This window comes from Chryseobacterium sp. DZ-32 (genome assembly GCF_059587025.1).
Genome location: NZ_JCAIOM010000009.1, coordinates 165,447 through 178,235, shown reverse-complemented (window position 1 = coordinate 178,235; position 12,789 = coordinate 165,447). Strand labels below are relative to the sequence as shown.

13 protein-coding genes are annotated in these 12,789 nt (G+C 36.6%); 4 read left to right on the top strand and 9 right to left on the bottom strand.

Translation table 11 applies throughout. The features are described 5' to 3' along the window. Positions 1–10 precede the first annotated feature (10 nt). The 5 genes from AC59HC_RS12225 to AC59HC_RS12205 form a co-directional block, all read right to left on the bottom strand. Positions 11–463 (bottom strand): nuclear transport factor 2 family protein, encoded by a 453-nt coding sequence (locus tag AC59HC_RS12225; protein ID WP_496558677.1) that lies wholly within the window; start codon positions 461–463, stop codon positions 11–13. Further along, positions 460–1,194, bottom strand: a complete 735-nt coding sequence (locus tag AC59HC_RS12220) for an SDR family NAD(P)-dependent oxidoreductase (protein ID WP_429813912.1) — start codon at positions 1,192–1,194, stop codon at positions 460–462. Before AC59HC_RS12220 ends, AC59HC_RS12225 begins: the two co-directional genes overlap by 4 nt. A gap of 7 nt (positions 1,195–1,201) precedes the next feature. Further along, on the bottom strand, positions 1,202–1,420 hold the full coding sequence (locus AC59HC_RS12215; protein ID WP_062675241.1) for a tautomerase family protein: 219 nt from the start codon (positions 1,418–1,420) through the stop codon (positions 1,202–1,204). A gap of 25 nt (positions 1,421–1,445) precedes the next feature. Continuing rightward, the gene (locus tag AC59HC_RS12210) at positions 1,446–1,979 is read right to left on the bottom strand and encodes a YceI family protein (protein ID WP_202838612.1); all 534 of its coding nucleotides are present in this window, start codon (positions 1,977–1,979) and stop codon (positions 1,446–1,448) included. Between the two features lie 107 nt (positions 1,980–2,086). Then, the gene (locus AC59HC_RS12205; protein WP_496558676.1) at positions 2,087–2,728 is read right to left on the bottom strand and encodes a Crp/Fnr family transcriptional regulator; all 642 of its coding nucleotides are present in this window, start codon (positions 2,726–2,728) and stop codon (positions 2,087–2,089) included. Between the two features lie 129 nt (positions 2,729–2,857). Here AC59HC_RS12205 and AC59HC_RS12200 point away from each other — a divergent pair, with 129 nt between their 5' ends. After that, positions 2,858–3,796, top strand: a complete 939-nt coding sequence (locus AC59HC_RS12200; RefSeq protein ID WP_062675312.1) for an SPFH domain-containing protein — start codon at positions 2,858–2,860, stop codon at positions 3,794–3,796. A gap of 158 nt (positions 3,797–3,954) precedes the next feature. Here the strand turns inward: AC59HC_RS12200 and AC59HC_RS12195 are convergent, their stop codons facing one another. Further along, complete coding sequence (locus AC59HC_RS12195; RefSeq protein ID WP_227942518.1) at positions 3,955–4,569, bottom strand: DUF4377 domain-containing protein; 615 nt, start codon at positions 4,567–4,569, stop codon at positions 3,955–3,957. A gap of 156 nt (positions 4,570–4,725) precedes the next feature. On the opposite strand from AC59HC_RS12195, the gene AC59HC_RS12190 reads away from it, so the two are divergent. The 3 genes from AC59HC_RS12190 (at position 4,726) to AC59HC_RS12180 (ending at position 7,808) form a co-directional block, all read left to right on the top strand. Further along, positions 4,726–6,735: a hypothetical protein gene (locus tag AC59HC_RS12190; RefSeq protein WP_496558675.1), complete on the top strand. Its 2,010-nt coding sequence runs from the start codon at positions 4,726–4,728 to the stop codon at positions 6,733–6,735. Positions 6,736–6,863: 128 nt separating this feature from the next. Continuing rightward, positions 6,864–7,319: a lipocalin-like domain-containing protein gene (locus tag AC59HC_RS12185; RefSeq protein ID WP_496558674.1), complete on the top strand. Its 456-nt coding sequence runs from the start codon at positions 6,864–6,866 to the stop codon at positions 7,317–7,319. A gap of 24 nt (positions 7,320–7,343) precedes the next feature. Next, entirely contained in the window at positions 7,344–7,808 is a 465-nt protein-coding gene (locus AC59HC_RS12180) for a hypothetical protein (RefSeq protein ID WP_496558673.1), read from the top strand. A 336-nt stretch (positions 7,809–8,144) separates the two neighbouring features. Here the strand turns inward: AC59HC_RS12180 and AC59HC_RS12175 are convergent, their stop codons facing one another. The 3 genes from AC59HC_RS12175 to AC59HC_RS12165 form a co-directional block, all read right to left on the bottom strand. After that, entirely contained in the window at positions 8,145–8,483 is a 339-nt protein-coding gene (locus tag AC59HC_RS12175) for an Mpo1-like protein (protein ID WP_121488170.1), read from the bottom strand. Positions 8,484–8,640: 157 nt separating this feature from the next. Next, entirely contained in the window at positions 8,641–10,323 is a 1,683-nt protein-coding gene (locus tag AC59HC_RS12170) for an APC family permease (RefSeq protein WP_202838617.1), read from the bottom strand. Positions 10,324–10,427: 104 nt separating this feature from the next. Beyond that, on the bottom strand, positions 10,428–12,692 hold the full coding sequence (locus tag AC59HC_RS12165) for a CocE/NonD family hydrolase (RefSeq protein WP_496558672.1): 2,265 nt from the start codon (positions 12,690–12,692) through the stop codon (positions 10,428–10,430). Positions 12,693–12,789 lie beyond the last annotated feature (97 nt).

The window sequence follows — 12,789 nt, the reverse complement described above, 5'->3', positions numbered from 1 at the left end:
AAAATCTGAATTAAGGCTGTACATTGGTCAAAGTCTTGTTAACGATCATCCATTGCTCGTCTATATAATTGAAAGTTATGAAATTATAGTAATTAAAATCATACATCCTTACATTTAATTTTGCAACAGCAATTGAATTCATAATGTCGATTGAAATAATTTTCGCTTTAAAACCTTTTCCTGATTTCTGCGGACTTATACGATTTCCAACGCCTTCAATATATTGCTCTGCAGTTTTGAAATAGGGAACTCCGTTAACGTCTCCGAAAAGCAAAGCATCTTTATAAAAAGCTTTGGCAAGAATATCGGTATTTCCTTCATAAATCCCTTTGAAATAATAATTCTCTATGACATTTCTTATTTCAGTTTCTGAGGTCTGATTGGTTTTCATATCCTTTAGATTTTGTGCAAGGTTACTCAGCGGAAAGCTGAGCAGCCATGCTATAATTAATGATAGTTTCATGATAAATGATGCCCGGCACCCATTCCGCCATCAACATTGATGATGGCCCCGGAAATTAATGTGTTCTTTGCAATCGCATGAATCATCTGAGCAACTTCTTCCGGCTCTCCGATACGATTAATGAGGTGAATTCCTGTATTATTGTCAAGGTCTGCACCATGCATTGGAGTTCTGATCAATCCGGGAGCCACCGTATTGACTCTGATATTATCTTTCCCAAACTCTGCCGCCAGCTGCAAAGTCAGTGCATGAATAGCTCCTTTACTTGAAATAGGTGCTGTGGAAGGAGACTCTGCAATGGCATGATATACCAATGGTGTTCCTACATTAATTACCACACCGTCTTTTTGTCTGATCATCTGAGGAATAACAGCCTGTGTAGTGAAGAATGTTCCTTTTAAATTCGTTGTTAAAAAACGGTCCAGATAATCTTCGGTAACTTCAAGGAAAGGCTTGTTCTCGTAAATTCCGGCATTATTGACGAGAACGTCGATTGATCCGAATCTTTGAACTGCTGTTTTTACCAATGCTTCCCCTGTTGATTTGTCAGAAACACTTCCGGCAACCATTGCCAGATTTTCCCCTGCTCCCAATTCATGATAAACTTCCTCTAATTTGGATGCCGTTTGTGAGTTGATGATGACATTATCACCTCTGTCCAGGAAATAACGGGCCGTTTCCAATCCTATTCCTGAAGAAGCTCCTGTTATAATTACGGTTTGTTTTTTCATTGCTGAATTATTTTTTTCCTGTTGAAAACCCCTGTTCTTTTAATACTGAAACCTGTTCTCCGGCATATCCCCAGTTATCATCCTCAATCTCGTTAATGACAATATGGGTTAAGTGAGGATCCTTATTCAAAACTGAGGTGACAGCTTCACTTATTTTTCTGATTAATTGCTGTTTTGTTTCGCGGTTAAGATCTTCGCGAAGTACATCTACTTTGATGAATGGCATGATGGTCAATTTTAAGGTTATAGAATTAATAAGCTTCCGCTACAAGATGGATGTTTAAGTCAAAATTGTTGTAGATCAGCGTATCACCAAGGTTGGTGAAGAAATTGGAAGATCTGAATCTGATGTTGAATTTCGTTCTGTCTACTATGATCTTGGTTTTTAGAACGGCCATATTATCTGTTTTTACAATCTGCAGGCTTGTGTCTATAGGATGTGTAATTCCTTTTATGGTAAGATCTCCTTTTGCATAATAAAGATTTTCATCACCCGGTTCAGCATGCGTGATTTCGAAATGAGCTTCAGGAAAATGCTCAGAATTAAAGAAATCATCAGAAGCCAGATGATTGGCAAACTGTGCATTGGTTTCAGCATCTTCAATGTCCAGGATTTTGATGGAACGGGTATCTATGACAAACTTTCCTGACATAGAACTTCCTTCTCCAAATGTGAAGTTTCCATCTTTTATACCGATAGTTCCATTGTGAGCGCCGGTTACTTTTCTTCCGATCCAGTCGATAGTACTGTTTTCTGTATTGACTTTAAAATTTTTTGTGTCCATTTTTATTGGGTTTAAATATTGACACAAAGTTCAGCCGACTGAAGGAAAAAATTACGTGATGTACCTCACAAAATAGAGGAAGAGATTAATTGTTTTAAAGAGGTTGATTACTGGTGCAGCCTGCTCAAAGTTTCTCTGGTTACTCCCAGATAAGAAGCAATCAGATGTTTCGGAACCAGATTGTACAATTGAGGATACATGGATAGAAGTTCTTCATACCGGAATCTGGCATCATTATTCATAAAAGATAACAAACGTTTCTGGGCGGCTACATACCCTTTATTGGTTCTCCATCTGAAAAAATGTTCAACTTCATGAATTTCATTACAGATCTTTTCCCTGTCCTCGTTGGAAATAGAAAGGATGCTGGCATTGGTGATACAGTCTACATTGATGGTTGCTCTTGTTTTATTGTAAAGTGCATCAAAATCTGTCACCCACCACGTAGGCATGGCAAACTGAAGGATAAACATTTTCATGCTGTCATTAAGATAAAATGCTTTCAGACAGCCTTCCAGAACAAAATATTCATGATTCACAAAATCGCCTTCCGAAATAAGACTTTGCCCTTTTTTTAAAGAGATCAGGTTAAAATGTCCGAAAACATAATCCAATTGTTCTTCAGTAATTGAAGTGAATTTAGAGATGTGATCTTTTAATATTTCTTTTGAATTGACCATGATGTAATGAATATTCAAAAGTAAGTCTTTTTCAGAATAGTTTTGGTTTTTAAAAAAATATGATATCATAAAGTCTGATTTCCCGGGGATTATATTCCGGATCTTACATTTATTTTTCTTATATTTAAGCAGCTACTTACAAAAAATGTTTTTAACAAAAACAGGTGGTGTAACGACATATTAATAAAAATTAAAACTATGAGTATATATTTTGCACCCGTTATTTTCTTCGGGCTTATCATTTTATTCGCTTCGTTTTTTGTCGTTAAGCAGGAAACAGCAGCAATTATAGAGCGTTTCGGGAAATTCCGTGCGGTAAAGCATTCAGGTCTTCACCTTAAGCTGCCCATCATAGATCAGATTGCCAAAAGACTTAATCTGAGAATTCAGCAGTTGGATGTACTGATTGATACAAAAACATTAGACAATGTTTTTATTAAAATGAAAATTTCTGTTCAGTATCAGGTCATCAGAAGTCAGGTGGGAGATGCCTACTATCGTTTGGAAAATCCTGAAAATCAAATTACTTCTTTTGTTTTTGATGTGGTAAGAGCAGAAGTTCCCAAGTTGAAGCTTGATGATGTTTTTGTAAGAAAAGATGATGTGGCCATTGCAGTGAAAAGCGAGCTTCAGGATGCCATGAACAGTTATGGTTATGATATTATCAAAGCTTTGGTAACAGATATTGATCCGGATGAGCAGGTAAAACATGCCATGAACAGGATCAATGCAGCAGAAAGAGAAAAAACGGCTGCTGAATACGAATCTGAAGCACAAAGAATCAGAATTGTTGCGGTGGCAAAAGCAGAAGCAGAATCCAAGAAATTACAAGGGCAGGGAATTGCCGACCAGAGAAGAGAAATTGCAAAAGGACTGGAAGAATCTGTAAGAATGCTGAATAATGTGGATATCAATTCTCATGAGGCTTCAGCGCTGATTGTAGTAACACAACATTATGATACTTTACATTCTGTGGGCGCCAGCAACAGAAGTAACCTTGTACTCCTTCCCAATTCACCCACTGCAGCCAGCGGAATGCTGAATGATCTTGTAGTGGCGATGACAACAGCCAACACAGTGGGAGAGGCTACGAAAGGAAAATATCCTGATCCACCACAAAAAGAGACTGGGTTTTAAGATAAAAAGGAAGTAAAAAGAAAGACAGAAATAAAACACTTAAAAATGGATTATTTGCTGACTTTTTCGGATCGTCCAAAAGCAACTTCTGACTTCGTTCTTCCAGCTTCCAGCAATAAAAAACCGCTTCTGAATTTTCAGAAGCGGTTTTTTATTGATTATTTTTTCGTTTTAGAAACCTGTTCTACCAATGTATATTTGATTGAAGAAGCATCTGCCGGAGGATTAGCGATTTTTTCTGTTTTTACTTTTAAAACATATTCGTAACCCGGCTCATAAGTGAAACCTTCAATAGGGCTGTAGAAATTCGTCCAGTCTGCAGAAGCACTTTCTTTTACCTGCATGCATTGCATACGGCCAGCTCCGGCAGAACACTCTACGGTTTGTGGCCCTACGATAATTGTTTTTTCATTGGCTGCCAGTTCTGCTTTTTTCGTTTTAGAAACCTGCTTTACCAAAGTGTATTTTATGGAAGATCCGTCAGCTGGCGGATTTTCAATTTTTTCTGTTTTTACTTTTAAAACATATTCATATCCCGGTTCATAAGTAAATCCTTCGATATTGCTGTAGAAATTTGTCCAGTTTCCGGAAGCGTTTTCTTTTACCTGCAGACATTTCATAGGAGCTACTCCTGTACAATCTGCTGTTTGTGGTCCTACGATGAATGTTTTTTCATCACCTGCGGATGCATTGGCTGTGGTTGTACATTGCGTCATTGCGAATAATGCTAATGCGGGTGCTGCCCCTTTTAGAATTGTTGCTATACTTTTCATAAACTTGATTTTCCCCATACCTCGCAATTACTGTGCCGAAAAAAAATACTGAATTTGTAGTACTTCTGCTATTGTTTTTTACTTTTTTAATTGTTTAATTTGAATTTCTTAAACACTAACCAAAATATAATTCTTATAATAAATATGGATAATCAAATGCAAGTTGAAAATTACAGGATTCAAAAACCTGAAATGTGGGCAGGAAATATCGGGGATGAGGAAATAAAAAACCGAATCAAAGACTCCGAATTTGCCAGAAGACAAATTGATGAAGGTCGTGATTACTGCTATTTTTTAGACAAAAAATACTATACAAGCAATACGGAAAACAGTGAGTACGTCTGCATGGCGTATACTCTGAACGAACCTGGAAACCTGGAAAGAGCTTCTGTTTCTGATGTGATTGTGGAGGAAAATGAAGTCTACCAGATTCACAGAATCAGTGTGTTGAGGGATGGAGTGCTGATCGATAAAATTCCGGATACAAAAATTAAGGTTCTTGACAGTGAAAACCAAAGCAGTGGAGGAGTTCTGAGCAGTAATAAAAAAATCAATATTACCATCAAAGATCTTAGGCTTTATGATGTTCTGATCTTAGAAGATTCAAGGATCAAAGAATTTACAGACCGTGATTTTTTAAGAAAGGAATTCTCTAAATATGTCTGGGTAAGTCCTGATAACTATTGGGCTTATGGAAGTTTTAAATTTACATTCATCAACGAACGTGAACAGACTGTTGCCTATAAAAAAACATTCTTCAGAGATGAGCAGGGAAATGTTCTTGAGCCGGAAATCAGTTATCTGAAAAAAGGAGATAGATTTGTCATTGAAGAAGAGAATTATATCAACCCTGTAGATTCAGGCCGTGAAATTTTTCCTTATGTAGATTTTGCTACAGAAAGCAACTGGAAAGATCTTTCCAACTATATTGTACCGTTCTATGAGGAGATTTTTAACAAGTCTTCGTTAAAGGATTTTGCTCCCAATCTGGTTGAAAAACTCGATGCCATTGCTGATCAGGACGAAAAACTGCAGTTTGCCATAGAATATGTACAAAATCATATCTATTATGTTTTCAATGCAGATGAAATGAATGGTCATAAGCCACAGGAACCATCAGTAACGTATGAAAATAAACAGGGCGATTGTAAGGCAAAATCGGTTTTATTGAAAGTAATCCTTGATTATATAGGAGTAGACGCCTCTGTAGTGCTGGTTAATTTTAATACGGATTATTATATTAAATATTATCTACCGTCCCTGTTAAGTTTCAATCATGTTGTCGTAAAAGTGAATTATAAAGGTGAAGAATATTTCATTGATGCAACCATCCGTGATGAATTCGGACTGATTGAAAACAGAGGCTTTATCTATTTTATGCATTATCTGGAAGTGAAGAAAGATCAGGAGCTTCAGGTAAGAAAATCTTATAAATTCCCTTATTTCTGCATTGATGAAAGAGTAGATTTAAATGCACAGGGTAATATCGGAAAGCTTACTTTATCAACAACTTATAAAGGAAACAGAGCCAATGCTATGAGAAGGTATTTTAAAAGTACCAATAAAAGAGAAATCATAGACAGCTGGAACAGCTTTCTTTTCTATGCGCTTAATTATTCAGGTGACCGTAATGGTACAGATGTCCGAAACGTATTCAAAGATGCTGCTATTGATGTAGTAAGTGATGACAAAAGACTGAATGAAGTTAAGATCCAGTATACCGCAACCATTGAAAATCCTTATTTTGTGGATCCGCAGAAAAACCGTTTTCTGATGTACTTTGACAGAAATGTAGTGAAGGCGAGTGCAAGAGATTTCATCCACAAAGATTTACCTTTCTGGCATAATTTCGATAGTGAGAAATATGAAATCAATTTGCAGACGGATCAGAAAATTGATGTTGAAGAAAAATATACAGTTCAGGAAAGTACGATATCCAACCCATATTTTGATTATAAAAGTCGAAAAAAAGTGAACAAAAATGGGGCAAGTGTTTATATTGAATACAATCCTCTGATCAATATTGAAATTCCGCAAAGTGAGTTTGAAAAGTTCCGAACAGATCATCATACTGTTGCTGACAGTAATTTCGGACTGGGAATTGATATCATTGAACCGGGACTCATGAATATGCTTAAATTCAGTTTTAAGAAGAAGTTTAAATAGAATCCTTTAGGTTCAAAGTTAAAGGTTCAAAGCTTAAGGTTTAGAATTACGGCGGGCGGCGAAGCCGCCCGCCGTAATTCTTTACTCACTATTATATTCGTTTACAATCAAAAAAACACAAATTCATTATGTCTAAGATATTTTTTCTTGCCTCTTTTCTGACCGTTTCTCTGGTCAGTGCCCAAAAATTAACCAAAGAAAACGTTACAGGATTCTGGAAACTGAAGGAAGCAGGATTTTATGAAGGTAAAAAGAAAGTGATAAAAGAGTTCGATAACTGCCGCCTGATGAGAAATTATGCCATCAGGGAAGATGGTTTTGCCATTTATAATTATGTAGAAGGGAAGTCGGGTGACTGCAGTCCATCTGAACCAAGACTTTCTTTCTGGAGAGTTGTAGAAAACAGGATCCAGTTTTATGTAGATGATAAAAATATCCTTGAAGAAGTGGAAGTAACAATCAATAAAGATCATACGATAACCTTTTCAAGCTATATTCCTGAACCGAAAAAAGTAGATGGTGACATCCTTGCAGAGAAGATAGTAAACACGGTTCATTACGATATACTTGAAAAACAATACTAACCGTAAACACAAAATTTTTAACGTATGAATTATGTAACGGTCATCTATCTCGGAAATCTGGTATTGTATGCGATGTATTTCTTTGGAAGAATGGGTAGTGAAGTTGATGTTTCAGGACTGGATTATACCGTTTCCGGAATTTTATCTTTATTTCTGATCTTCGCCGGATATCTGAATGCAAAAAAAGGGATGATCTACAGAACTGTCCTATGGATGTTTTTTGTGAATGTTTTCTTATTCGTTTGCTCCGGTTTGTTTGATCAGTTTGGAAGCGATTTTAATATTCTTTCTACAGGTAATAGTGACAGTTTTCTTTTTACATTGGCACTACTTGTTTATAACGGATATCTTTTTCCTTTAACGATTATCCTTGACGGATCAGGTCTGGCTTTGATAGTTCCGGTTGTATTGTCATGTATTCTGCCTTCATTGGGTTATCTGATTGGGAAGAAACTCCATCAGAATAAACAGAATTCTACCAACATATAGTCATTGCGAACCGAAGGTGAAGCAATCTCAATCTAAAAGTAAAGGTCGGAAAACGCAAAGGCGCAAGTATTATTAGAAGGAATGCTTTTAAGGCGCAAAGATTTTATCTCCGATAAAATTTCAAAACTCTGTTTTGTCATTCCGGGCAAAGCAAGGAATCTAAACTTTAATATCCTCTACAGCTCTTGGAAACCAGGCAGATATTATTAAAAAAAATCTGCGAAATTTCCACAATCTGCGAGAAAAATAATATCATCATTTGCTGAAAATCTCACATTGTGCTAAGTCGAAATGCTCTTACGTCTTCAAAACTAAAAAAGGAAAAGAAACTAAAGGCTATTCCTGCTTTTGAGGCTGGTTATTGGACGTAAAGAATTTCTGCTTACCGATCAGCAGCTCAAAAAACAGTCTGAAGTCCGAGATTAAAGACCATAAAGGATATTTAAAAGTAGCCGGCTTATTTCTCTCGATCACAGCATGACTGAACCAGGCAAATCCATAGCCTACAATCGGGATGTACCATAGAAATCGCTCCTTTCCGGAACTGATGACATACCATATTACGAAAAACACTAAAAATGTTCCGATAAAATGGAAAATGCGTGTGCCTGTTTTACTATGCTCAGTAAGATAAAACTGGTAAAACTCTCTATATGTTTTGATTCTTTCGGCCATGGCGATATAGTTTGTTGATTCTGTTGAAGTCAAAGCAATAATGCTGCCGATTTTTAAACGAGCCTGAAAAAGAAAAAGGCAAAACAGCGAATCAGTATTTCCAACGGGATTAACCTCTTTGCTATTTTGCCTTTTCGCAATTTTATTAAATGCTTATTTAGCTGTCTTTTAACTCTTTTCCAAGCTTACTGTTTTTATATCCGTAGCAGAAATAAATAACCATACCGATCAGGAACCACATTCCGAACCAGAACCAGTTCTCATGGCTCATTCCTGTAAGAAGATACAGACATGAACTTAAACCAATCAATGGAATTAATGATAAATTCTTGATAAAAGCTACGACACATAGAATCAGGTTGATGATAATAAAAAAGAAAATAGAAGCTCTGAATTCTCCTTCATTAGGATCTGACCAGTTCATCAGATTATCAAAAAACTCAGGCTGCCACTGGTAGAAAGCCAGCAAACCACCAATGAAAATAACAGGGAAAATGATTTTACCATTCACGTAAGGAAGGTGGAATCTGCCTTTAATTTTTTCTTTAGCTGGAAGCATTAGTACTCCGGCACATACCAGTACAAAAGCGAAAATAGTTCCGATACTGGTAAAGTCAAGAATAAAAGTTTTATCTGTAAACAGGATAGGAATACCTACCACAATCCCAGTAACGATGGTTGCGTATGATGGTGTTTTATACTTAGGATGTACTTTTTGAAATCTTGCAGGCATCAGTCCGTCACGGCTCATGGCATACCAGATTCTTGGCTGTCCCATCTGGAAAACCAATAATACAGTGGTAATGGCAACAATTGCAACGAAAGAAACTACAAGTTCCATCCATGCTACATTAGCATTTGTTTTTTCAAATATAAAAGAAAGAGGATCTCCCACACCGTCAAATTTCTTGTAATCTACCATACCTGTCAATACAAGCGTTAATGCAATATAGATCACAGTACACAGCACAAGAGAGATGATCATTCCTTTTGGTAAAGTCTTTTGTGGGTCTTTAGTCTCTTCAGAAAGAACACTTAAAGCATCAAATCCGATATAAGCAAAGAATACTCCGGATACGGCACTCATTACCCCTGCAAAGCCATTTGGCATAAAGGATGGTGTTCCGGTTGTCGGGCTTACTGGGGTCCAGTTTTCAGTATTGATATACGCAAAACCAACAAGAATAACGAGTAAAATTACTCCAAGCTTTAAGATAACCAGGGAGTTATTAAAGTTTTTACTTTCTTTTACTCCTACATAACAAAGCCATGTAATCAAACCGTTAATAACCAATGCTGGAATATCTACAATGAATTTCAAACTTCCGATTAATGGAGCGGTCTTCCATGCATTTAAGAGTTCCTTGTTTTCTGAACCATATTGAACGGCTTTTCTGGCTTCGGTATAGCTGCAGGTAAGATAATCAGGGATATGCATTCCGAGACGTCCTAAGAAACTGGTGAAATAATCTGACCAGGAAAAGGCTACGTAAATATTCCCGAAAGAATATTCCATGATCAGAGCCCAGCCGATAACCCATGCAATCAATTCCCCAAAACTGGCATAAGCATATGTGTATGCAGAACCTGCCGTAGGAATTCTGCTGGCAAATTCAGCGTAGCATAAAGCGGTAAACCCACAGGCAAAACCACAAATCAAATAGAGTAGTATTACACCGGGACCGCCTCTGAAAACGGCTTCTCCCAAACTGCTGAAACTCCCAGCTCCTATAATAGCCGCAATACCAAAAAATACAATGTCCCATACACCCAGCACTCTTAAAAGCCCTGTTGATGTATCTGTATCTGAATAGATTTTTCTTCTAAAAAGTTGACTCATTCAATAACTATATTTGATTTGAAAAAAAGCAAATGTAATGATTTTTTATTTTGATGTTAACAGTTGTTAAAAACATTTGGGGAAAAATGCGCAAACAAAAGAATTTACTCTTTATAAATGGGAATTTCCACATAACTGTCGTTGTACCATTTTATTTCCAAAGGCTCACCTGCATCTTTTATAGTTTCATCACTTACATTTTTTCCTGTGCCATAATTGACCTGCCAGTTCTTATTTTTATTAACTCCTACCAGTAAGACCAGTTTACTTCCTTTTTCTATTTTTTTGCTGATGAAAAATGAGTTTTTGATTGGGATCTGCTCCTTTTTGCCAGGTTTAAGCAGATGACGTTTGGAATTGTTTTTTGCATAGCTGGCTCGGGTAAGGTGTGTAGATAGTAAAAATATCTTACCATCAGGCTGTACCTGATATAATAGGGTTTTGGGATCAAAATCCTTTTTGTTGATGGAAACGTTGAATATTCCGGATAAATTTCCGCTTATTGTAATATCCTTTTCCAGAATTTCACTTTCAAAATAAATAGAATTGGTTACATACACACTATCCTGTTTGCTTACTGTATGATAAAGATATTTCGGATTTCTGTCTTTAAAGTCAATGGTCTGTTGGGTAAATTGTTCAGTTCCGGGTTTCTCAAAAACTGAAGAACCGTTTTTACGGTCCTGAAGATAAAATTTAAGAGAAGATGAGTGCATTTTATCAAGAGTAGGAACATGTTTCCATGTATTACTGTTCATGATCTGAAAATTGACTTTATCTTTCAGAAGTTCCGGTTTTTTGCCATCCTTCAGAATATAATCAAACCATGAAAAAGCAAGTTGATCAATACTTATTCTGGCTACAGGATCTATGAGTAGATTTCCATAACCGAAAACATAAACATAATTGTATCCATAACTTTGAGCTGCTGCATGATCATAAGGTCCTATCACTAAATAATGGTTAGGGTTTTTGTTGTATTTGTGATGTTCTTTATAATAATACAATGCTCCGATCTGATCAGCATCATAATAACCTGTAGTTGTTAAAACAGGAATGTTTATTTTGGCAAATTCTTTTTTGTAAGGGACCATGTTTTGCCAGTATTTATCATAACCGGGATGATCCAGCCATCTTTGGAATATTGTATTGGGCTTCCCGCTTAAAGAATCAAGGGCTCTGAATGATCTGCCGCTTTTGTACCATGCTGTATTGATAGAGTCCCATTTTGTATCATTATTAAAGCTTGCTTCATCAGTCAGCTTATTATTGGTGACATAGTGAATCCACTGGAGCATATAACCCTTGAAGACATTATTCTGAGAAGGATAATCTATTCCGATCCCTACCGAAACCTGAGGTACAATGGTTTTCAAAGCCGGGTGCAGTTTTTTGGCAGCTGCCCATTGGCTGAATCCTAAATAACTTCCGCCTATCATTCCTACTTTACCATTGCTCCACGGTTGCTTGCTGACCCAGTCTATGACTTCATAAAGATCCTGAGCTTCGTCTTCAAATGGATGATTGGGGTCATTGCTGTCTCTTTTTCCACGGGTGTTAACCACGGCTCCTACGTAATTGTAAACTGCTGCTCTTTTCCCTATCGCTGCATCTAAAAATTCCCCGGCATAAATATTATTGGTAAGTATAACGGGAAGAGGAGAAGTGTTTTCTTTTTTTCGTACAATCGTAATGGTAAGTTTTGTTCCTTTTTTTAAAGTAAGGATTTTGGTTTCAATGATGAATTTTTCCTGCTCCTTTACTTTGAACAGCTGCATAATCTGAGGTTTGATGCTTGAGTAAGTCTTATAATTGACATAGTTCTTACATAAAGCCAGAGCGGAAGCATAGTCTATGCTGTCCTTATCTTTTTGTTTGTCAAGTGTTGCATTCAATCTCTTTTTATGGTCCTTTACATCTGAATCAATATCCAGGGTGAGTCCTACTTTGGTGGTCAGCGGTTCGGATAAACTTTCATATTTTGTAGTAAAGGCGGCTTGAAGAGCATCTGGAAACAGAATATTTTTATCTTTTTCAATCAGCCTGGCTATACTGTAGATTTCATGAGCAAGATGTTTGTTCCCTGCCATGTTATGATCTGCATATTCCTTACGGTAAGCGGTTACACTTGCAATTGAGCTTTTGTAATCTTTTGCCGCGAGCTGTAAACGAAACTGATTGTCTAAAAACGTGAGCGTATACTTCGGTTTGTTTTTAGGAGATTGATGTTCAGTAATCACCTTTAAAGCCAGTTCCGGGATTTGTTTTTCCAACATTGTAGAATCTGTTGCCGCTGTCCTCGGAAAGTAAAATTTCTGAGCCTGCATTATATTGACAAAACATAATGCTAAAAGTATCTTAAATTTCATTAATGATGTATTTTGAGCTTCTGATGAAAAAGTATCACATCAAAAAATGTTCTTAATCATCGTATTGCTCAATTGGTTATTTTTTTAGCGGGCTAAA